Annotated in this window: 19 protein-coding genes; 4 read left to right on the top strand and 15 right to left on the bottom strand. The window is 73.2% G+C overall.

Annotation, left to right across the window (positions count from 1 at the left end):
* The first annotated feature begins 64 nt into the window (after positions 1-64).
* Entirely contained in the window at positions 65-1219 is a 1155-nt protein-coding gene (locus O7605_RS23105) for an alpha/beta hydrolase (protein ID WP_269741097.1), read from the top strand.
* On the opposite strand, the gene O7605_RS23100 is transcribed toward O7605_RS23105, so the two are convergent.
* The 5 genes from O7605_RS23100 to O7605_RS23080 all read right to left on the bottom strand — a co-directional run bounded on the left by O7605_RS23100 (position 1182) and on the right by O7605_RS23080 (position 7224).
* The gene (locus O7605_RS23100) at positions 1182-2135 is read right to left on the bottom strand and encodes a pirin family protein (protein WP_443084002.1); all 954 of its coding nucleotides are present in this window, start codon (positions 2133-2135) and stop codon (positions 1182-1184) included. The genes O7605_RS23105 and O7605_RS23100 overlap by 38 nt on opposite strands.
* An 83-nt stretch (positions 2136-2218) precedes the next feature.
* A complete protein-coding gene (locus tag O7605_RS23095; RefSeq protein WP_269741095.1) occupies positions 2219-3151 on the bottom strand; it encodes a hypothetical protein in 933 nt (310 codons plus the stop codon).
* Positions 3152-3459: 308 nt separating this feature from the next.
* A complete protein-coding gene (locus O7605_RS23090; RefSeq protein ID WP_269741094.1) occupies positions 3460-4092 on the bottom strand; it encodes a hypothetical protein in 633 nt (210 codons plus the stop codon).
* Between the two features lie 13 nt (positions 4093-4105).
* Positions 4106-5890, bottom strand: coding sequence for a DUF4012 domain-containing protein (locus O7605_RS23085; protein WP_269741093.1), 1785 nt, complete (start codon positions 5888-5890; stop codon positions 4106-4108).
* 80 nt (positions 5891-5970) lie between these two features.
* On the bottom strand, positions 5971-7224 hold the full coding sequence (locus tag O7605_RS23080; RefSeq protein WP_269741092.1) for a glycosyltransferase family 4 protein: 1254 nt from the start codon (positions 7222-7224) through the stop codon (positions 5971-5973).
* Between the two features lie 162 nt (positions 7225-7386).
* Between O7605_RS23080 and O7605_RS23075 the strand changes: the two genes are divergently transcribed.
* Complete coding sequence (locus O7605_RS23075) at positions 7387-7941, top strand: arsenate reductase/protein-tyrosine-phosphatase family protein (RefSeq protein WP_269741091.1); 555 nt, start codon at positions 7387-7389, stop codon at positions 7939-7941.
* Here O7605_RS23075 and O7605_RS23070 read toward each other — a convergent pair.
* Positions 7922-9388 (bottom strand): polysaccharide biosynthesis tyrosine autokinase, encoded by a 1467-nt coding sequence (locus tag O7605_RS23070; protein WP_269741090.1) that lies wholly within the window; start codon positions 9386-9388, stop codon positions 7922-7924. The genes O7605_RS23075 and O7605_RS23070 overlap by 20 nt on opposite strands.
* A 369-nt stretch (positions 9389-9757) precedes the next feature.
* Here O7605_RS23070 and nhaA point away from each other — a divergent pair, with 369 nt between their 5' ends.
* On the top strand, positions 9758-11089 hold the full coding sequence (gene nhaA / locus O7605_RS23065) for a Na+/H+ antiporter NhaA (protein WP_269741089.1): 1332 nt from the start codon (positions 9758-9760) through the stop codon (positions 11087-11089).
* Positions 11090-11102: 13 nt separating this feature from the next.
* Here nhaA and O7605_RS23060 read toward each other — a convergent pair whose 3' ends face one another.
* The 9 genes from O7605_RS23060 to O7605_RS23020 all read right to left on the bottom strand — a co-directional run bounded on the left by O7605_RS23060 (position 11103) and on the right by O7605_RS23020 (position 18731).
* Positions 11103-11393 carry a DUF1622 domain-containing protein gene (locus tag O7605_RS23060; RefSeq protein ID WP_269741088.1) on the bottom strand — a complete coding sequence of 97 codons (291 nt, stop codon included), beginning with the start codon at positions 11391-11393 and terminating at the stop codon, positions 11103-11105.
* On the bottom strand, positions 11390-11740 hold the full coding sequence (locus O7605_RS23055; protein ID WP_269741087.1) for a DUF1622 domain-containing protein: 351 nt from the start codon (positions 11738-11740) through the stop codon (positions 11390-11392). Before O7605_RS23055 ends, O7605_RS23060 begins: the two co-directional genes overlap by 4 nt.
* Before the next feature lie 96 nt (positions 11741-11836).
* Positions 11837-12424 carry a TMEM165/GDT1 family protein gene (locus O7605_RS23050; RefSeq protein ID WP_269741086.1) on the bottom strand — a complete coding sequence of 196 codons (588 nt, stop codon included), beginning with the start codon at positions 12422-12424 and terminating at the stop codon, positions 11837-11839.
* 263 nt (positions 12425-12687) lie between these two features.
* Positions 12688-13653: an L-histidine N(alpha)-methyltransferase gene (gene egtD, locus O7605_RS23045; protein WP_269741085.1), complete on the bottom strand. Its 966-nt coding sequence runs from the start codon at positions 13651-13653 to the stop codon at positions 12688-12690.
* A gap of 75 nt (positions 13654-13728) precedes the next feature.
* Positions 13729-14475, bottom strand: coding sequence for an ergothioneine biosynthesis protein EgtC (gene egtC, locus O7605_RS23040; protein WP_269741084.1), 747 nt, complete (start codon positions 14473-14475; stop codon positions 13729-13731).
* A 22-nt stretch (positions 14476-14497) separates the two neighbouring features.
* Positions 14498-15832: an ergothioneine biosynthesis protein EgtB gene (gene egtB / locus O7605_RS23035; protein WP_269741083.1), complete on the bottom strand. Its 1335-nt coding sequence runs from the start codon at positions 15830-15832 to the stop codon at positions 14498-14500.
* Positions 15829-17064, bottom strand: coding sequence for a glutamate-cysteine ligase family protein (locus O7605_RS23030; RefSeq protein ID WP_269741082.1), 1236 nt, complete (start codon positions 17062-17064; stop codon positions 15829-15831). Before O7605_RS23030 ends, egtB begins: the two co-directional genes overlap by 4 nt.
* A 271-nt stretch (positions 17065-17335) precedes the next feature.
* Positions 17336-18088: a hypothetical protein gene (locus O7605_RS23025; protein ID WP_269741081.1), complete on the bottom strand. Its 753-nt coding sequence runs from the start codon at positions 18086-18088 to the stop codon at positions 17336-17338.
* 1 nt (position 18089) lies between these two features.
* Positions 18090-18731: an RNA polymerase sigma factor gene (locus tag O7605_RS23020; protein WP_269741080.1), complete on the bottom strand. Its 642-nt coding sequence runs from the start codon at positions 18729-18731 to the stop codon at positions 18090-18092.
* 508 nt (positions 18732-19239) lie between these two features.
* Here O7605_RS23020 and O7605_RS23015 point away from each other — a divergent pair.
* Positions 19240-20613 (top strand): serine/threonine protein kinase, encoded by a 1374-nt coding sequence (locus O7605_RS23015; RefSeq protein ID WP_269741079.1) that lies wholly within the window; start codon positions 19240-19242, stop codon positions 20611-20613.
* The last annotated feature ends 8 nt before the right edge of the window (positions 20614-20621 follow it).

The raw sequence follows: 20621 nt of genomic DNA, 5'->3' as shown, positions 1-20621 counted from the left end.
CTTCCCCTCCCGATGCTCTACAGGTGTAGAGTAGCAGGCCTCGACATCTGTAGAGGAGGAGCCCGTGTCGAACGACTACCTGGTGCACGTCCTCGTGCTCGGCCTGGCCACCACCGCCGCGTTGGTCCCACCCACTCGACCACGGCTGCTGGCGCGGGCCGCCTTCCTGGCCGGGATGGTGGTGAACGAGGTGCCGCACCTGGTCCTGGCGCTGCTCGCCGCCTCGACCGCCGCGGCGATCTGGAGCGGAGACCTGCGCACCGACGTGCTGTCGGGCGTCCTGCTGGCGGGCGCGGTGGCGACCGCGGTGATGCTGATCCTGTTGACCCGCCGGGCCGCCCGTTCGAGGTCCGTCGCCGGCGCCGCACTGCGAGCGGCCGGCATGGACCGCGCACCGGCTCGGCGCAGCTGGTGGCGGACCGCCCTCACCCCGCTGCCGATCCGACCCCGTTCCGTGCGGCGACTGCGCAACCTGCGCTACGGCGACCACCGGCGCCAGCGGCTCGACGTCCTGCGCCGCCGGGACCGACCCACGGGTGGCCCGGTGCTGGTCTACTTCCACGGCGGCGGCTACTTCTCGGGCAGCAAGAACTGGGAGGCTCGTGGCCTGCTGCATCACCTCGCCGCCCGCGGCTGGGTGTGCGTGAGCGCGACCTACCGGCTCCGCCCCGGGGCGGGTTTCGAGGAGCACCTCGCCGACGCCGAGGCCGCGGTGGCCTGGGCGCGTACGCACGCCGGAGAGCACGGCGCGGACGCCACGACGGTCGTGCTGGCGGGCAGCTCCGCAGGGGCCCATCTGATCTCTCTGCACGCGCTGCGCGCGAAGCCCGAGGAACGGCCGGCCGCGGCGGTCTGCCTCTACGGCTACTACGGCCGTTACTACGGCCGCGGCGCCGACGAGGCGGTCACGTCGACCCCGTTCGCGCTGCCGGCATCCGACGCACCGCCCTTTCTGATCGCGCACGGAAGCCTGGACAACTACACCTCCGCCGGCACGGCGCGCGCCCTTGCGGAGAAGCTGCGGGCCGAGTCGTCACAGCCGGTGGTCCACCTCGAACTGCCCGGTGGCCAGCACGCGTTCGACATCGTCTCCTCCTGGCGGCTGACCGCTGTCCTGGACACCCTGGACACACTGCTGGCCGTCGTCGGCGTGGGAGCGGAAGAGACCTGCCAGCGAACGCCTAGCCGTGGAAGCCGCCGGAGCGGTCCCGGGCCTTGAGTCGGACGGTGGGCAGCGCCGGGGCGGGCAGCGGCGGGTCCGGGTCGTCGGCGACGACCCCGAACCGCCGGCCGGCCATCCAGTCCTCGCGAGCGGCGGCGATCTCGTCGTGGTCCCGGCCGACGAAGTTCCACCACATCACCAGCGGCTCCTCGAACGGTGTGCCGCCGAGCAGCATCAACCGGCTGCCCGGCTCACCACGCAGGCTCAGCGCGTCCCGTCCCGAGCCGAGCCAGAGCAGCGCACCGGGGGTCAGCGGCAGGCCGTCGACCTCGCCGGCACCGTCGAGGGCCAGCAGCGCGTACTCGAAGTCACGCCGCAGCGGCAGTCCGGCGGGCGCCGGCCCGGCCAGTTCCAGTTGCGCACCGAGCAGCGGGGTGTGCACCCGCGCCGGTGAGCGTTCCCCGGCCAGTTCCCCGACCAGCAGGGTGACGTCGAGATCCCCGTCGCGCCACCGGGGCAGCTCGGCGTGGTGGGCGAAGTCGGGCGCGCCGGCCCGGGCCCCGTCCGGCAGCGCCACCCACAGCTGCACCCCGTGCATCAGGGGCGGATGCCGCGCCGGTGAGCGTTCGGAGTGGGCGATGCCGTGACCCGAGGTCATCACGTTCAGTTGACCGGGACGGATCGGCTGCTGGTTGCCGAGACTGTCGCGGTGCAGGATCTCGCCGTCGAGCAGCCAGGTCACGGTCTGCAGGCCGGTGTGCGGGTGCGGCGGCACCTCCATGCCGGGCCGCTCGGCCACGTCGTCGGGTCCGAAATGGTCGACGAAGCACCAGGCACCGACCAGCCGTCGGGTGCGCTGCGGCAGCAGCCGGCGCACCGTGGTGTACCGACCCAGCGGCACGTCGTGGCCGGGCAGCAGCACACTGCCGGGATCGACCGTCGCCACACCGGGTGGTCGGGTCTGCGCTGGCATCGCTTCGGCACGCTCCACGGTTCGACTCTACGCCCGCTCCGGTCGCCCGCCCGCTCGTCGGCGAGCCGGCGCCCGGAGGAGGCTCAACCGCCGCGTACGGTCACCACGTTGGCACCGGCCACCAGGTCCAGGAAGATCCGTCCGGCGGCCCGGTCCCAGCCCGCTGAGCCGAGCACCGTACCCGGGGCGACGCCGTCGCGGCGCTCGCCGTACACCTCGACGGCTCCGGCGCCGGAGCCGGCCCGGACGCGTACCGGCACGCCGTCGGTGACCGTGACGTCGAACTGGTTGACCCCACCGGTGACCCGCACCACGAGCGGGCTGTCGACGCCGGGCAGTCGAAGGTCGGTCCGGGTCGCGCCACCCACCAGCTCCAGTCCGGACAGCCGGGCGGCGCTCAGGTCCACCCGTCGCTCGGCGGCCCCGCCGGTGAGCCGCAGGTGCCAGGACACCCGGGCGTTCAGCAGCACCTCGACCGTGCCCGGCTGCTCGCCGACCCGCTCCATCCGCAGTGCCATCCGATCGCCCACCAGTACCGGACGTGCCCGCGCGCCGGACCCGGCGGGGCTGACCACGCGGTACAGCTCCTCCCCCAGCTCGGTGACCCGCAGGTCGACGCGGTCGAGCCCGTCAACCAGCTCGAAGCTGGCCCGCCGTCGATCGTGCAACGGTGCGGTCCACACCTGCTCGGGGTTCTCCCGCGCGGCCCGGGCGGCACCGCCCAGTCCGCCGGCGTCGTCCGGCACGGCGGTCGCGCCGGCCACCGGGTCCGTTCCGCCGGAGAAGACCAGGCCGAGCCGGTACGGGTCGGAGAGGATCGCCACGACCGCGACCGCTCCCAGACCCAGCACCAGTACCACGGCGGCGACCAGCAGCCGGGCAGCCGGCGACCAGCTCGACCGATCCGGTGGTGCCGCATCGACGTCGGCGGGCGTCGCCAGTGACATCTCGACCTGCGACACCGGGATCGACCCGGCTGGTGTTCGATCCTGTCCGTCCCGCACCGATCCGGCCATCGGTCTCCCCTTCCACGGTCCCCTACCGAGGGGTACGCGCCAGGAGGCGGGACGGATCAGTCGACCGGGCGTTGAACCCGGGCCTGAGCTGGCAACGGACCGCGGCGCACCGGACGGTGGTGACGGACCGTATCCGAGGACGCGCGACGCAACCGAGGCCCGGGCCGGGCCGGACATCGACGGTTCCGCCGGGTCGCCGAGGCGGTGCCGGCGCACAGCCCGGTGTCGGGCGCAACGGTACCGGTGCCCGTCGGAGGGAGCGGCGGGCACCGGTACCTTGGTCTCCGGGCCCTGCCCGGAATGGTGGGTCAGCTCGCGCCACCCGCACCGAAGCGGTTGCGCCGCCGCCAGACCAGCGTGCCGAGCAGCAGGACGGCACCGGCGGCGACGAGCCCGCCGCCGACCTTCATCGGCGTGTCCAGGCTGCTGCCGGTGACCGGCAGGTGCGGCTTCTTCTTGGGCAGCACCCGCAGCTGGGTCGAGGCGGTGCGGCCGGACTCCCGGCCGGTCGCGGTGAAGGTGAGCAGGCCGGTCACCGAGGGCGTGTACCGCCGGGTGAAGACCCCTTCGGAGTTGGTCCGGGCGGTGAAGCTCAACGGGGCGCTGGCCTGGAATGCCACCGGTGCCATGGCGACGGTGCTGCCGTCGCTGCGCCGTGCCGTACCGGCGGCCGGCGCGGCCAGCGGCGACACCGAGACGACGATGTCCACCGTCTCGTTCGGCCCGAAGTTGCGGCCGGTGAGGATGACCGTCTCACCGATGAAGATGGTGGGTCGGTTCACCGTCAGCGACGCCAGCACCGGCGGATACGGCGGTGGCTGGGGCGGATCGGTGACTGTTGGCGACGGCTGCGGCTGCGGTTGCGCCGCCCCCGCCGCAGCCGGCACGGCCACCACGGCCAGACCGACCGTGAGCGCCATGATGATGCGGGATAGCCGCATGGTTCGTTCCCTCCTACTGAGAACAGCTTGGTGCGGTAACAACATGGGTGGTCCATGGGGTGGCGGTCGGGGTCAGCCACAGCTCGGCCGTACCGCTGTCCGTCTTCCCGGTCAGCAGCGAGACCTCCAACGTGCGGGTCCCGCCCGGTCCGATCTCGACGTTCACGGTGGCGACCTGCCGCCGCCGTTCGGTTCCGTTGCCCACGGAGGTCTCGGCACCGTCGAGTCGGGTGTCGAGCACCGCCCCGCCGGTGGGGCCGTACACCGACACCAGGGTCCGGACGGTGTACGGGTCCCCGGCCCGACCGAGACCGAGAACCGACTCGCTGAGCCCCGAGGCCGGTGCGGTGGACCGGAGCGTCACCCGGAGGCTCAACTCACGGCGGCCGTCGGCGTGGCAGTCGCCGACCCTCAGGTCGGCGGTCTGCCGGAGGTAGTAGCCGAGCTTCGCGCCGCTGCCGTCGTTGAGGAACACGCCGACAGTCGGCACGGTGTCCTGTTCCGGAAGCGCCCCGGCCATCCGGCTGTCGCCGATTGTCCGCTGTTCCTCCGGTCGGGCACTCCAGAACAGTATCCGACGTTCTTGTATAGAGCGGTCGAATGCGGACAACAACCCATTCGGGTGGATGTTGCGGGCAAAAAGCGTGTCAAACACCGTGGCTGCCGCACCCGCGAAGAAGCCGTCCTGTTCCCCCGGACTCATCCGCTGGTAGGTGTCGCTGAGCAGGGTCCGGACCGCGTTCTCCGCACTCAACGCCACCCCGCCCGGCACCCGCACCGGCCCGGTGGCCTTGAGCAGGTACGACAGCACCACCGGGTCGACCGCGAGGACGCCGTCCACCTTCTCCCCGCTGTACCGCTTGTACATCTCCCGGTACAGCGCGGCGGCGGTCGGGAAGTGTGGACTGAGGTTGACGTCCGCCGGGTAGATGCCGGGCAGCTCACCCCAGAGGGCGCGCACCTCCGCCGGGATCTTCAGCGGCGCGGGAAACCGACCGAGGCTCGAACTGCTGCCCTGGGCACCCATCTTGACCCGGCCCTTGTTCGCCTCGATCACCGCGTACGCGCCGAACATGCCGCCGGTCGCGCGCAACTCCGCGGAGTTCTGCGACACCAGCAGGTAGCGTCGCGGCCCGTCCACGCCGAGCAACGGCGGCAACAGGCGGCTCGCCCGGTCCGCCGCCGAGGTCATCGCGACCAACCGGTCGATCTCGCCGCGCAGCTCCGCCAGGGCGCGCCGGACCTGCCCGACCAGCCGGTCGTCGGAGACATCGGCCAGCTTCGTGCGGGTCCGCTGCACCTCGTCGTGCACCGCGACCAGATCGTCGGTGACGGCCCGCAGGCCGGTCAGGTCCAGCCGGCCCTCCTGCGGCACCAGCCCGCCGAGGTCGACGCGGAGCAGCGCCGGGAACGCCTGGCGCGCCAGGTCGTCGATGGCGACGGCGATCTGCCGGACCGCGGAGAGGTTCGCCCCGGCGACCGGGGCCTGCCGGCCGAGCCACCAGCCGGGATCCCCGGTCGCCCGCCGCGCCGCCCCGGACTGCTCCTGCAGCGCGGCGAGGGTGCGCTGGGCGCGCGCGGTGTCGCCACCGACCAGATGGGCGCTCAGCTCACCGGCCAGACCGGCGGCGTTGACCAGGTGGGCGCGGGCCTGCCAGCCCCGGAAGCCGACCCAGCCGGCGAGGCCCAGCAGCAACGAGCCGACCACCAACGTGGTCAGCAGGACGCGACGCAGTCGGGCGCGCCGACGACGGCGGGACCGACTACGCCGCCGTCGAGGGCTCTCGCTCTGCGTCACGTCACACCTCTTTCCGAAACGGACAGAAGACCACATTGTTCCTAACACCTAACGGCGATTCGGGGGCGTTAATGACGGAATCAGGCGTTACGAGAGATCCGTTCGGCTCTCGTGTCGCGTCTGGTGTCGCCGGCCGCCGCCTCGCGCAGCAGTTCCTCGATCCGGTCGACGCCGGACGACAGCGACATCTCCCGCAGGTACGCATCCCGACCACGCCGCCCCATCTCGACCCGCGCCGGTGCGGGGATCTGCGCCGCCAGCCAGAACCGATCCGCCAGGCTGGCCCAGTCCTCCGGCGGGCAGGACAGCCCCGCCCGGGCCCGTTCGACGAGGGCCGCGGTGTCGCCGCCGGCCGAGGCGACCACCGGCGCGCCGCACGACAGCGACGCCTGGAGCTTGTCCGGCACGCTGCCGCGCAACTCCGGCAGATCACGCATCATCACCAGCTGGTAGTCCGCGGCGGCGTACAGCTCCGGCATGTCCAACGGGGAGCGCCGGTCCACGAACCGGACGTTGTCGGCCCGCAGCTCGGCGGCGAGGCCGCGCACCCGCCGCTCCTCGGCACCCGAGCCCACCAGAACCAGGTCCACGGTGTCGCCCAGGGCGGCCGCCGCCCGTACCGCCGTGTCCAGCCCCTGCCGCGCACCGATGGTGCCGGCGTGCATCACGACGCACCGCTCGTCCCGGCGGACCAGCCGTCGGGCGGCCGGGCTGGCCGGCACCGGACGGAAGATCCGCTCGTCGGTCCAGTTGAGCACCACCCGGACCCGTGCCTGGTCGATCCCGTCCGTCAGCACCGCGTCCCGCAGTGAGGGGGAGGTCACCGCGACCCGGCTGGCGGCCCGGTAGGTCCGGAGCGTAGCCGCCCGGACCCGGGCCGCCCACCTGCCGTCGTCGACGGACTCGGGGAGCTGTTCGGCCCAGACGTCCGGCACGTGCAGCACCAGCGGCACCGGGCCGAGCAGGCGGAGCAGGGCCGCCGAGGCGAACGCCGCGGCCGGCGGCTGATGCACGTACAGCACGTCCACTCCGGCCAGGAAGCGCCGGCCGACGAGCGCCGCGCTGCCGGCGAAGGTGAGCCAGGAGGCCATCCGGCCCCGTACGGTGGCGTCCCCGGTGCTGTACCGGGGCACCCGCCGCACGGTCAGCCCCCGGCTGCGGGTCTCGTGGTGCCAGCGCTGCCGCCAGCCCGGGTAGACGTGCCCGCCCGGATAGTCCGGGAATCCGGTCAGCACCCGTACCTCGTGGCCCCGCGCGGCCAGTTCCTCGGCGAGGCTGCCGGGGATGAACGCCGGCTCCGGTGGGAAGTGGTACGTCACGAGCCCGATTCGCACCGGGACACCCCCGTCTCCGCGTTCCGGTTCGGCGCGCCGCCCGGGACCGGGGACGCGACGACTGCGTACGATCTCGGCATCCCCTCATCGGGTGGACGCCGCCGGCGACCGCCCGTCGTCGCGGTGCCACCGCCCGCGACCGCGTCGTCCAGGGGGTTCCACATGCTCAGCGGGGTGCTGTTCGTCTGCCACGCCAACCTGTGCCGGTCGCCGATGGCCGAGTACGCCGCGCGTCGCCTGCTCGCCGGGCGACCGGTGACGGTGGCCAGCGCCGGAACCGACGCCGTCGAGGGCCTGGCCATGCATCCGTACGCGGCGACGATCGCCGCCGAGACCGGTGACGACCCGACGTCGTTCCGCAGCCGGCGGCTGCTGCCGGAACACCTCACCGGGGCGGTTCTGGTGCTGACCGCCACCCGGCGCCAGCGCTCGATCTGCACCGCGCTGGCACCGGCCGCGCTGCATCGGACGTTCACGCTGCGCCAGTTCGGCCGGCTCGCCGCGGCGGCCGAGCCGGCAGGGAGCGAGCAGGACGATCCGGTCCGGGCGGCGGTGGCCGCCGCGGCCCTGGCCCGGGGGCGGTTGCAGCCCGCCCCCGGGGACGCCGACGACCTGCGGGACCCGGTGGGCGGCACCCCGGAGGATTTCCGCCGCTGCGCGGAGGAGATCGACCGGGCGCTGCGGCCACTGGCGACGCTCATCGGGACAGCCGGGTGAGTTCCTGCGTGTGGTCGCTCACCTCGCCGGCGCGGGTCCGCTCGGCATGCCGGCCGGCCCTGCTCCGGTCGGTCGGCACCGACTGACCACCGGTCGCGGCGGCCACCACCCGGTACGCCTCGTACTGGTACGCCTCGGCCTTGGGCACCCGGGCCATGTTCAGCACGCAGCCGAGCAGCCGCACCGACACCGAGTGCAGGGCCCGGGCGGCCGCGGCGACCTGAGCCCGCGAGGTACGCCCCTGCTGGGTGACCAGCAGCGCGCCGTCGGCCTGCACCGCGACCACCACACCGTCGGTGACCGCGAGCAGCGGCGCGGTGTCGATGATGACGATGTCGGCGGACTCCCGAAGGGCGAGCAGCAGGTCCGACATGGCCTTGGAGCCGAGCAGTTCGCTCGGGTTGGGTGGTGCGGAGCCGCTGGGCAGCACGAGCAGCGACTTGTCGCCCCAGCGCTGGACCACGTCGCCCACCTGCACGTCGCCGACGAGCACGTCGGTGAGCCCCACACCCCGGTCGATGCCCAGGTAGTCGCCGACCTTGGGCCGGCGCAGGTCGGCGTCGACGAGCAGGACCCGCCAACCCGCCTCGGCCAGGGCGATCGCCAGGTTGCACGACAGCGTGGTCTTGCCCTCGCCCTGCAGGGCACTGGTGACGGCGATGACCCGGGCCGGCTCGTGCACGTCGACGAAGCGCAGGTTCGTACGCAGCTTGCGGACGGCCTCGGCGCGCGCCGAGGTGGCGGCCTCGCCGACGATCAGGGGGGCCGACCGCGCGCTGGTGTCGATCGGGATCTCACCGAGCAGCGGACTGCCGGTCACCCGCTGCAGACCGGCCGCGTCGCGCAGCCGGACGTCGGCCATGCCGCGCAGGAGCGCCAGACCGATGCCCGCCAGCAGGCCGAGCAGGGCGCCGATCGCGGTGTTGCGCACCGGCTGTGGCGACACCGGCGTGGGGGTCACCCGCGGCCCACTCACCACTTCGATCTTGATCGGCCCGGGGCTGCCGTCCGGTCGCGTCTCGACCTTCTGCACGAGTTCGACGAACTTCGCCGAGAGCGCCTCGGTCACCCGCAACGCCCGGGTCTGGTCGGTGTCGGTCACCGACGCGCGCAGCAGCACGGTACCGGTCTCGGTGGAGGTGCTGACCCGCCGCTGGACCTCCTCGGCGGTCAGCCCGAGCTGGCTGTCGGAGACCGCGGCCTGCGCCAACCGGTCACTGGTCAGCAGCTCCGCGTACGACTTCACCCGCTGCTGGAGGAAGAGCCCGCCCTGGTAGGCGTCGGTGACGCCCTGGCTCGGTGTGGTGACGAAGAAGGTGACCGAAGCGACGTAACGAGGCTGGGCCCGCACGGTGACCAGCGCGGTCACGCCCAGCGCCACCATGAGGGTGACCAGGACGATCCACCAGTGCCGGCGCACCAGGCGTAGTTGGCGGTACAGGTCCATCAGGCGGGCCTCCGTACCGGGCCGGTAACGCCAAAGAACTTCACGAAAACCCCCAAGGTCGACTCAATCTCGTGAAACCATTAAAGCGGCACATGCGGCTTATGTCCGGAGTTAGGTATTTTCTGAATAGCCGATCTCGTCCGCAGTGACCAACCGGACCAGCGGTCCGTCGGAATCGCTCCGACCCGGAAAAAATGCGATGTCGTCGCCGAGCGCCCCGGGCGGCTCGGCTCTCTCCTGTGGGAAGAGTCGCGTCGGCTCCGCTCGCGACGGCCGTCGGCACTGGATAGGGTCTTGCACGGGTGTGCCGGGAAGCCTGGTCGGCGATGGTGCCGTGCTGCCCTCCGACGGACGAGGTGGACCTCACGTATGACCGACCAGAACCCGCGCCCTGAGCGCCGCGGCGTGAGCCGCCTGTTCTCCCGCACCTCCTGGCCGGAGGCGCGCTTCGTGGCCGACGTGCTGCGTACCGAGACCGTCGGTGGAGCCCTGCTCCTCCTCGGTGCCGTGATCGCGCTGGTCTGGGCGAACTCGCCATGGGGTGACGCCTACGCGGAGCTGGGCCAGTGGGTGCCCTGGTCCGGCGGCGCCGCGCTGCACCTCGACCTCGACCTCGCCACCTGGGCCGCCGACGGCCTGCTGGCCATCTTCTTCTTCGTGGTCGGGTTGGAACTCAAGCGCGAGTTCGTCGCCGGTGAATTGCGTGATCCGCGGCGGGCCGCGCTGCCGGTGGTGGCGGCGGTCGGCGGAATGGTCGTGCCGGCACTGATCTTCGTGGCCGTCAACGTCGCCGGCGGTGGCGACGGACTGCGCGGTTGGGCGATCCCCACCGCCACCGACATCGCGTTCGCGCTGGCGGTGCTGGCCGTGATCGGGGCCTACCTCCCGCAGGGACTACGGGCCTTCCTGCTCACCCTGGCCGTGGTCGACGACCTGCTGGCCATCACCATCATCGCGGTGTTCTACACCGACGACTTCAGCGTGCTCCCACTGCTCGGCGCCCTGGTGCCGATCGCCCTGTTCGGCCTGCTGGTGCAGCGCCGTCGCACCTGGTGGTGGGCGCTCATCCCGCTCGCCGTGGTGGCCTGGACCCTGGTGCACTCCTCCGGCGTGCACGCCACGGTGGCCGGTGTGCTGCTGGGCTTCACCGTGCCGGTGCTCGCCGGCAAGGGCGGCGACGGGCGTCGCCCGATGCCCGGTCTCGCCGAGCACCTGGAGCACGTGTGGCGACCGGTCTCGGCCGGCTTCGCGGTGCCGGTCTTCGCGTTCTTCGCCGCCGGCGTCTCGCTGCGCGGCGCGGACCTCGGCGCGGTGGTCACCGACCCGATCGTCCTCGGCATCGTGCTCGGCCTCGTCGTCGGCAAGTGCGTCGGCATCCTCGGCTCCACCTTCCTGCTGGCCCGGTTCACCCGGGCCAGCCTGGACGAGGACATCAGCTGGTCGGACCTGCTCGGGGTGTCGTTCCTGGCCGGTATCGGCTTCACCGTGTCGCTGCTCATCGGCGAACTGGCCTTCGGCTCCGACGGCGCCGAGGGCGACAACGTCAAGGCGGCGGTGCTGGCCGGCTCGTTGATCTCGGCGTTGCTGGCCACCGTCGTGCTACGGCGGCGCAACAAGGTGTACCGGGCGATCGCCCTCAAGGAGCAGGCCGACGAGGACCAGGACGGCGTGCCGGACGTCTACCAGAAGCCGGCCGGCTGACCACCGCGCTCACTCATCTGGGCAACGCCCGGTCGACCCGCTCGGCCGGGCGTTGCCCGTCTCGTGACCGTCGGCGGAAGTCCGCAGTCAGCGCGGTACGCACCAGCAGGCGCAGCGCCACGATCGCCACCAGTACGGCGATCTCCGTCCAGGACTGCTCCCCGGCCAGCCGCAGCAGGCCGGCGGCGAGCAGCATGTCGAGCAGCACCCCCAGGGCCGTCGCGCGGGAACCGGTGGTCAGCAGCGCCACGGTCGCGCCGAGCACGCCGAAGGCCGTGACGAGCGCGGACAGCAGCATCCTCATCGGTCGTCGACCTGCCGCTGCTCGTGTTCGATCTCCCGGCCCAGCACGTAGTTCAACACCGTCCGGATGGCGGCGATGGCGGCCAGTTGGCCGATCTGCGCGAAGGTCGGCGACAGCGCGGTACGCAGAATGTCCGCCGCCAGCTGGAACTCCAGGCCGAGGGTCAGGAAGCGCCCGAGGGACAGCCGGATCCGGGTGAACACCGCGGCGTCGCGGTGACGCAGCCCGTCGACCACGAAACGCAGCGCGGCCATGGCCGCACCGACGACGATGACGAACGCGCCGACCAGTTCGACCCCGGTCACCAGCAGTTGGTGACCCCGTTGGAGGAGGACCTCGACGTCCACCCCGGCGCCTTACCCGGCCTGCGTCCGGGTAGTCGACGCCCGGGGGCGCACGAGTCAAGCCGGTCAGCGCGGTCGCGGGCCGGGTGTCGCCGCCGCTCAGCGCAGCTGGGTCACCGCGTCGACGATCAGCCAGACACCGCTGACGGCGAAGAGCCCGGCGGCACCGTACCGGATGGTTCGTTCCGGCAGTTTCCGGCCGAGCAGCCGGCCGGCGACGATCGCCAACGCGTCGGCCGCGACCATGCCGACGGTCGAGCCGATCCAGGTGCCGAACCAGCCGTACTGGGTGGCCAGCGTGATGGTGGCGAGCATCGTCTTGTCACCCAGTTCGGCGAGGAAGAACGCGACGCCGACGGTGAGCACGGCCGACCGGCCGCCACGGGCGGCCCGCCGCTCGTCGTCGGCGGTGAGCCGGTCGCCCCGCAGCGTCCACGCGCCGAAGCCGAGAAAGGCCAGACCCGCCAGCAGCGAGATCCAGCCGGTCGGCAGGGTCGCGCCGAGGCCGTGGCCGATCGCCACCGAGGCGAGGTGCACCAGGGTGGTGGCGACGGTGATGCCGATCAGCACCGGCAGCGTGCGGTATCTGGTGGCGAAGGCCAGCGCCATGAGCTGGGACTTGTCTCCCAGCTCGGCGACGAAGATGACGCCGAAGCTGACCACCAGCGCGGCGAGGAACCCGTCCATGATGTCCTTCCCGGATCAGGCCGGGAAGGAGGTGTGGGGACGCCCTCGACCCGGCCGCGACAGCCTGGTCGAAGGTCTCGCCCGCCTTCGCCGAAACGAGGCCGGATGGCCGGATGCGAAACGCACCAGTATGTCGACCACGCCGTTATGGGCTACTCCCCTTCGCTGCGCCCAGCCTAGCCGATCACCCTCCGGTGCCGCACCGCGGTCCAGGGGGCGGTCGGGCCTGCGGCGACATGGTCCGCGCGGACGGTACGCTCCGCTCACTCGGCGCGGGCGAGGGTCACCCCGAACAGGCCGTCCGGGTCGGTCCAGAACCGCTCGGTACGGAATCCGACGGCGGCCAGCTCACCCGCGATCCCCTCGGGGCGGAACTTCGCCGACACCTCGGTCCGCAGGTCCTCGCCGGCGGCGAAGTGCACATCGAGGTCGAGCACCCGCACCCGCATGGATCGCTCCGCCCGCAGCCGCATCTCGATCCACTCCTGTTCCGGATTCCAGAGCGCGACATGGGCGAACGCCGCCGGGTCGAAGTCGGCGTCGAGTTCCCGGTTGAGCACCCGCAGCACATTGCGGTTGAACTCGGCCGTCACTCCGGCCGCGTCGTCGTACGCGGGCACGATCACCGCCGGATCCTTGACCAGGTCGGTGCCGACCAGCAACCAGTCACCCGGCTCCAGGGCGGCCCGCATCGCGGCGACGAACTCGGCCCGTTCCACGGGCAGCAGGTTGCCGATCGTGCCACCCAGGAAGACGACCAGCCGCCGCCCACCTGTCGGCAGGTGATCCAGGTGGCGGGTGAAGTCGCCGACGATGCCGCGCACCCGCAGCCCCGGGTAGTCGGCGGTGAGGGCGGCGGCGGACCCGGCCAGCGCGCTCACCGACACGTCCAGCGGCACGAACGTCCCGAGACCGCCGCGCTGGGTGAAGGCGTCCAGCAGCAGGCGGGTCTTCTCCGAGGAACCGGAACCCAGCTCGATGAGCGTCTTCGCGCCGGTCAACTCCGCGATCTGGACCGCCTGCTCGGCCAGGACGGCACGCTCGGCCCGGGTCGGGTAGTACTCCGGCAGGCGGGTGATCTCGTCGAACAGCTCGCTGCCCCGGGAGTCGTAGAACCACTTCGGCGGAAGCCACTTCTCCGTGGCGGTCAACCCGAGGCGCACGTCCTGCCGCAGACTGCGGCTGATGTCCTGGTCGTCGAGGTGGATCTCGAGTGGCTCAGCGCCCATCTGCTGTCCCCTTCCGTCGTGTCTGACAGGTGCGTGCGACTCCGCGCACGCCCGGTGGTGCGTCGTCGGCCCGCCTCACCACGAGGCCAGTGCCTGCTGGCGCACCTCGGTCGCGGTGGCCTGCACGAGCTGCCCGTCGGGCACCTCGCGCCACCCCGGTTCGTCGTCGTGCGGCTCGGAGACCAGCAGCACCGAGGCGGCGGTGGCGCGCAGCGACAGGGCGTGCCCGGCCGCGCTGGCGACCACCGTGTGACCGTCGGTGAGCAGCAGGTTGAGCCGGGAGCCGGGTGCCGCCGCGGCCACCGAGGTGACCGTCTCGGCCACCGCCCGGGCCGGCGCGACACCGGCGCGCAACCGGTCGCGGACCAGCGCCCACAGCAGCGCCGAGTCGGTGGTCGCGTCGAGGGTGAGCAGGTCCCGTACGGGTAGCTCGGCGGCGAGCGGGACCATCGAGTCGGGCCAGCCGCGCACCACGCCGTTGTGGCTGAACAGCCACCGACCGTCCGCGAACGGTGCGGCGGCGGTGTCGACGATCGCCATGCCGACGGTGGCCGAGCGGACGGCGGCCAGCACCGCGCCGGCCGAGGTGACCGCCGCCAGCTCGGCGATCGTCGGGTCGCTCCAGATCGGCTGAGCCCGGCGGTACCGCACCGGCGCGGCGCCGTCCGGGTACCACCCGACGCCGAAGCCGTCGGCGTTGATGGTCCCGCCGCCGCGCATGTCGCGGGGGGCCCAGGACTGGCGCAGCAGTGAGTGCGGCGGGTCGAACAGGAGTTCCCGCAGGGTCACCGGCGGCCCCAGATAGGCCAGGTGTCGGCACATCAGACGACCGGGCTTCCGACCGTCACCGGTGCGCCTCGTCGGGCCGGGCGTCGCGCGCGCAGCGGAAGCCGCTGAAGATCTGTCGCCGGATCGGGTAGTCCCAGTTGCGGAACGTGCCGCGGCAGGCCGCCCGGTCGGTGCCGAACGAACCGCCCCGCAGCACCTGGTGGTCGTCGCCGAAGAAGACCTCGGAGTATTCCCGGTAGGGGAAGGCCGCGAAGCCCGGGTAGCCCCGGAAGGGGGTGGCGGTCCACTCCCACACGTCGCCGATGAGCTGGTGCACGCCCAGCGGCGAGACGCCCGCCGGGTAGGCGCCCACCGGTGCCGGCGCCAGGTGCCGTTGGCCCAGGTTGGCGTGCGCGGAGGTGGGGTCGTCGTCGCCCCACGGATAGCGTCGGGACCGGCCGGTCGCCGGATCCCACCGGGCGGCCTTCTCCCACTCCGCCTCGGTGGGCAGCCGCTTGCCCGCCCAGGTGGCGTACGCCTGCGCCTCGTGGAAGCAGACGTGCACCACCGGCTCGTCGTCGCGAACCCGGTCCCAACGGCCGAACCGCAGGTAGGACCAGCCGTCGCCGTCCCGCCGCCAGTGCATCGGCGCGGTGAGCCCGGCCTGCCGACGATGCCGCCAGCCCACCTCGGTCCACCAGCGCGGGTCGTCGTATCCCCCGTCGGCGATGAAGTCGCGGTACGCACCGTTGGTCACCGGCGCGGCGTCGATGACGTACGCGGGCAGCTCCACCCGGTGGGCCGGCCGCTCGTTGTCCAGGGCCCAGGGGTCCGTGTCGGTGCCCATCACGAACGGGCCGGCGGGCACCAGCACCTCGGCGGGCACCCGTACGGTCGGCTCGGGTGGCGGCGACGCGTGCAACGCCACCGGGCCGGACCGCAACTGGTGGGTGGCGAGCATGGTCTCGTCGTGCTGCTGCTCGTGCTGCACGATCATGCCGAAGGCGAACCCGTCGGCGACCAGCCGGGAATCGTCGAAGGTGACGCGGTCCAGCAGGTCGTGGACCTTCTCCCGAACCGTGGCCACGTACGCCCGGGCCTCCGCCGGAGGCAACAGCGGCAACGACGGGCGGTCCCGACGCGGTTGCTTGAACGCGTCGTACAGGTCGTCGATGTCGCACCGGACCGCCTCCCGCCCGCCCACGTCGCGCACCAGCCAGAGCTCCTCCTGGTTGCCCACGTGCGCCAGGTCCCAGACCAGCGGGGACATCAGCGGTGAGTGCTGGCGCATCAGATCGGCGTCGTCCACCGCCTCGGTCAGCAGAGCGGTCCGGGCACGGGTACGGGCGAGTTCCGCCGCGATCCGGTCGCGCAACCCCTCGGTGTCGCGGTCGGTGCTGGTGTCGGTCACGGCTGACTCCTCTCCGCGGCGGCACACCGCCGTCGTAGTCCCTGGTCGATCTCGCGGTGCAGGGCGGGCGGCAGCTCCAGCCTCGGGAGCGCGCTCCGGGCCAGGTCGAGCAGATCAGTGGCGGCGCGGGCCAGGGTCGCGTCCCGCAGGCCGTACCGCGCGGCGCGGTGCCAGCCGTCGACGGCGGGCGCGGTCACCGCGATCGCCGCGTCGATGGTGTCGGGGCCGCTGAGCAGGGCGCTGAACACCGCCAACGGCAGGATCCAGCCCCGCCCCGGTTGGGCGTCGAGGTATCGGATCTCCAGGTAGCCACGCGGACGCACCGGCGGGAAGAGTGTGCTGACGTGGTACTCCAGGTCGTCGACGCGCGGCGGCCGGTGCAGCGCCCCGTCGATCCAGTCGGCGAACGTCATCTCGGGTGGTGCGGTCCAGTCCGGACCGTCACCCCGCACGCAGAGCAGCGGCGCGGCCAGCACGTAGGCCGTCCAGGCGGCCACCGGATCCCGGTCGGCCCGGTCCGGCGTCCAGACCGGGGCGGTCCGGGCGGGGTCGATGCGCCACCACGCGCCCATCCGGGCCGACGCCCAGCCGGTGTCCCGGCCGGCGTGCCGGCCGGCGGTGGCGAAGGTGGCGAGCAGGGGTGGGCCGGCCGCGTGTACCAGTTGCCACCGGGCCAGCAGGTGCTCGGGCTGCCCGGCGTCGAGGCAGATCTGCAGGCCGGCCGTGCTGTACATCATCGTGCGCCCGTCCGGGCCGCGCCGGTCGAAGACCTGGCGCATCGCCCGGTAGCGGGGAGTGTCGATCACCGACCGGGGAGGTCGGTACGGATCGATGCCGGACCGGCCGAGGGTCAGGCCGGCGGCGTGCAACAGTCTGGTTGCCTGCGCCACGTCGGACTGGGTGGCGTCGATCAACGAGGCGACGCGGGCTCGCGGTGGGGTGGAGATCTCCAGTTGCCCGCCCGGTTCGACGGTCATCGCGCCGCCCTGCAGGAGGCACCGGGCCGGGCTGGTCGGGTCCAGCGTGGTGGGGGCGTACGGCCCCAGTGCCGCGCGTAGCCGCGCGGCGTCGACGGGGCGGGCCGGATCGACGGCGTCGTGGACCGTCCATTCCAGCTCGACCCCCGTGAGCGTGGGTGGACCGGTCTTGAAGCAGATCCGGGCGAGGTGCCGGGCCGCAGCGGCGCGGTCCCGCAGCACCGGGATCCGGTCCACCTCCGGTGACATCACCATGCGTGGCTCCCTTCCCGATCGGATCCGCCGCCACGGTAGCCCACCCCGGTGACATCGACGCCCGACGAACCTGGACCACTCGGTGCCGGCGCACCGGCTCCGAACGCCCGGCACAGCGCGGTGACTGGCAGGAGACGAGGCGCTTCGTCCGATGTCGGCCCGGACGATGTCGCCACAACCTGTCTAGCAGGGGCACACAGCGCGTCGAAAGGATTTCACGATTCGGTCGAATTCGGTCCGGGTGGGAAGCGTGCGGGCTGTCCGGCCCGATTCAGCCGCCGGGGCTCGCGGTCGGCTCCGCGTCGGCACCGGCCCGCAGTTCGCGGCAGTACTCCTCGACGTGTTCCGCGCCGCCGGCCGCGACCACCAGTTCCTCGAACGCGGGCTTGCGTAGTGCCTTCTCCCGCTGCCGTTCCGACTTGGCCAGGTAGGCCCGACACAGCCCCGGCCGGTCGGCGGTGTTGTCCGAGTTGCCGGGACCGACGTACCCGCTGGTGTCGGGGCTCGGTGTCGCCGACGCGCTCGGCGACACCGAGGTGCTCGGTGACCGCGTGGGCACGGAGGTCGCCGTACCGGTGGGCGCACCGGTCGGGGTCGCGGTGGCCTCGCCGGCGGGCGTGCGGTCGTCGACGCCGGGGGCCGGCACGGCCGGGCTGGTGACCACCGGTGACGTGCCCGGACCGGCGCGGTTCAGGCCGACCCCGGCCAGGGCGGCGCCCGCGGTGGCGGTGGCCACCAGCCCGGCGATCCAGGCCACGGCACCGGCGGTGAACCGGTGCCGTCGTCGCCGGGCCGCCGGTACCGCCGCCTCCGGCTGGCGGGCGGCCCGAAACGCCGCGACGGCGGCGTCCTCGCCGGCCAGTTCCCGCTCCCGGGCCGGAGCGGCCGCGGCCCGCAACAGGTCGGCCAGCGGGCCGGTCGGGCCCGGCGCCGCCCGGGTGGGCCGGGCGTCCGGGGCGGCGTCCAGCAGCCGCTCGTGGTCGGCACGACGCGACCGGCGCAGCATCAGCAGCAGTCCGCGCATGTCAGCCGTCCACCGGTTCGATCTGGGGCGGGAGGCCGGCCGGCCGGGTGTCCGTCCGGCTCGGGGCCCCGTCCGGTCCGGCCGCCGCGTCGCCCGGGGCGGTGGCCGCTCCTCGCTGGTCCAGTAGGACGGCCAGTCGGCGCAGCCCGCGGTGGGCGGCGGTACGCACCGCACCGGCCCGACGGCCGAGCACCCGTCCGGCGGTCTCCGCGTCGAGCCCGATCACGGCACGCAGCAGGACCGCCTCGGCCTCCCGGGGCGGCAGGCTGGCGATCAGCGCGAGTGCCGCCTCGGTACCGAGGGTCTCGCCCGCCCGCTCGGCGGTGTCCGCGTCCCCGGCCAACTCGCTCAGTTCCTGCACCGGCACTGACAGTGCGGGGCGACGGCGTTGCCGGCGCAGGTGATCCATGGCCCGGTTCCGGGCGATGGTGACGGCCCAGGCACGAAATTCCCCACCGGTGAAGGTGGGCAGGTCCCGTGCGACCTGCAGCCAGGTCTCCGACGCGACGTCCTCGGCGTCCGCGCCGACCAGGGCGGTCAGGTAGCGCAGCAGCCCGGGCTGCAGGGTGCGGTAGAGCTGGCGGAAGGCGTCCTCGTCACCGGCCCGGGCTGCCGATACCAGATCGTCCAGTTCACCGGGCACGGTCGCACCGCCGCTGACCCACCGGCCGCTGACGCGACGCCCGCCTGGCCGGGGCACGCGACGGTTCGGCCCGCTGCGCGCGCCGAACCTCGATCCGCACCCCACCCCCGTCCACCTGACCGAGCCGGGCCGGTGCGGCCCGGTAGCGGATTCTCGCCGACAACGCCGGGGATCACAACCTGGACCGCGCGACCCGCGTCGGCCGACCTGACCGGGCTGAGGTCGGGACCGCCGACGCCGCCGACCGGACGGGTCGAGGCGTACCCGCAGTGAGAATTGTCTACCCGTGTCGCTGCGGTTCGCCGTAACGCGGTGCGGGGCGACGACGCTGCGGCCACCGGCAGCCCGGACGTACCGGGCGGTACCGACGACGATGTTGCACCCGGTGCCGGTGCGATCACCAGCTGACACGTCCGTGGCCCGCCGCCGACGGACATGTCGGTTGCGGCACCGGGACGGCCCGACCCGCCGACGCGCCGGTCGAGCCCGCTGTGGGTACGGTGGTGCCGTGTTGTCTTCGGAGGTCGTACTCAGCGGCCGGTACCGCTTGGACGAGCGTGTCGCCACCGGCGGCATGGGCGACGTCTGGCGGGCAACCGACTTGATCCTCGGCCGGCAGGTCGCGGTCAAGGTGCTGCTGCCCGCGCTCGTCTCCGATCCTGACTTCATCGCCCGGTTCCGCGCCGAGGCGCGGATCATGGCGGCGCTGCGGCACCCGGGGATCGTGCAGGTCTACGACTGCGGCGAGGACGATCTGCCCGACGGTGGCCGAGCCGACTACCTGGTCATGGAGTTCGTCACCGGTCAACCGCTGTCCAAGCGGATCGAGGCCGAGGGCCGCCTGGACGTGGGCGTGGCCATGTCGGTGGTGGCCCAGGCGGCGCAGGCGTTGCACGCCGCGCACCTCGGCGGGATCGTGCACCGCGACGTCAAACCGAGCAACCTGCTGATGCAGGAGGACGGTACGGTCGTCCTGGTCGACTTCGGGGTCGCCCGGTCGACAAACGTCACGAGCATCACCAGCACGAACGCCGTCCCGGGCACCGCCCTCTACATGGCTCCCGAGCAGGCCGCCGGGCGGCCGGTCTCGGGGGCGACCGACCTGTACGCGCTCGGCGCGGTCGCCTACTGCTGCCTGACCGGCAGTCCGCCGTTCACCGGCGACAACCCCCTCCAGGTCGCCGTCCGGCACCTCGACGACCCGCCACCGGAACTGCCGCACGACATACCCGAGGCGGTCCGGGTGCTGGTCGACCGGGCGCTCGCCAAGGACCCGGCCGACCGGTTCAGCAGCGGCGCGGCGATGGCGGAGGCGGCCCGGGCCGCCGTTTCGGAGGGCAGCCTGCCCACCACGGTGACCCCGATGGGACCGGCGCTGCGCGAGGCGGGACCGGACACGCGCACCGGGCAGCCGGTGTTCGACCCACGGCCATCGGGCCGACGACGGCGCGGCAAGCTGGTCGGCGCGCTGACCGCCGTGCTGGTCGGGATGACGGCGCTCGGTGCGGCGCTCGGCGCCACGCAGGAGGCGAACACCCCGGCGGTCAAGCTGCCGACGACCGCGCCGACGGCGGAGTCCAGCGTCGAGGACGAGGCACCGCCGAGCCCCCAGGAGAGCGCACCTGCGCAGGCGCCGTCGCTGCGTCCGGCGGGCTCGACCAGCCGACCGACCGAGTCCCCGTCGCCCGAGCCGTCCTCCCCGCAGCCCAGCGAGTCGAGCGAACCCCCGTCGCCGGACCCGACCGCGCCCAGCCCCGACACCTCGGAGCCCACGGCTACGCCCAGCAGCCCGGCACCGTCGACACCCATCGAACCGTCCACGCCCACCACGCCGCCCGACGGTGGTGATCCGCCGGGCACCGGTGAGGGCGAGGGCGGCTGACCACACCA

It is taken from the genome of Verrucosispora sp. WMMA2121, assembly GCF_027460185.1.
Lineage (GTDB): Bacteria > Actinomycetota > Actinomycetes > Mycobacteriales > Micromonosporaceae > Micromonospora > Micromonospora palythoicola.
The sequence above is the reverse complement of the archived record's forward strand: the minus strand, read 5'-3'. Positions and strand labels throughout refer to the sequence as shown.

Coding starts and splice junctions, on each gene's coding strand:
- O7605_RS23070 (WP_269741090.1), bottom strand. CDS start 9,388: ATGGACCTGTACCGCCAACTACGCCTGGTGCGCCGGCACTGGTGGATC.
- O7605_RS23095 (WP_269741095.1), bottom strand. CDS start 3,151: ATGGCCGGATCGGTGCGGGACGGACAGGATCGAACACCAGCCGGGTCG.
- O7605_RS23075 (WP_269741091.1), top strand. CDS start 7,387: ATGCTCAGCGGGGTGCTGTTCGTCTGCCACGCCAACCTGTGCCGGTCG.
- O7605_RS23090 (WP_269741094.1), bottom strand. CDS start 4,092: ATGCGGCTATCCCGCATCATCATGGCGCTCACGGTCGGTCTGGCCGTG.
- egtD (WP_269741085.1), bottom strand. CDS start 13,653: ATGGGCGCTGAGCCACTCGAGATCCACCTCGACGACCAGGACATCAGC.
- O7605_RS23025 (WP_269741081.1), bottom strand. CDS start 18,088: ATGCGCGGACTGCTGCTGATGCTGCGCCGGTCGCGTCGTGCCGACCAC.
- nhaA (WP_269741089.1), top strand. CDS start 9,758: ATGACCGACCAGAACCCGCGCCCTGAGCGCCGCGGCGTGAGCCGCCTG.
- O7605_RS23100 (WP_443084002.1), bottom strand. CDS start 2,135: ATGCCAGCGCAGACCCGACCACCCGGTGTGGCGACGGTCGATCCCGGC.
- O7605_RS23060 (WP_269741088.1), bottom strand. CDS start 11,393: ATGAGGATGCTGCTGTCCGCGCTCGTCACGGCCTTCGGCGTGCTCGGC.
- egtC (WP_269741084.1), bottom strand. CDS start 14,475: ATGTGCCGACACCTGGCCTATCTGGGGCCGCCGGTGACCCTGCGGGAA.
- O7605_RS23050 (WP_269741086.1), bottom strand. CDS start 12,424: ATGGACGGGTTCCTCGCCGCGCTGGTGGTCAGCTTCGGCGTCATCTTC.
- O7605_RS23030 (WP_269741082.1), bottom strand. CDS start 17,064: ATGGTGATGTCACCGGAGGTGGACCGGATCCCGGTGCTGCGGGACCGC.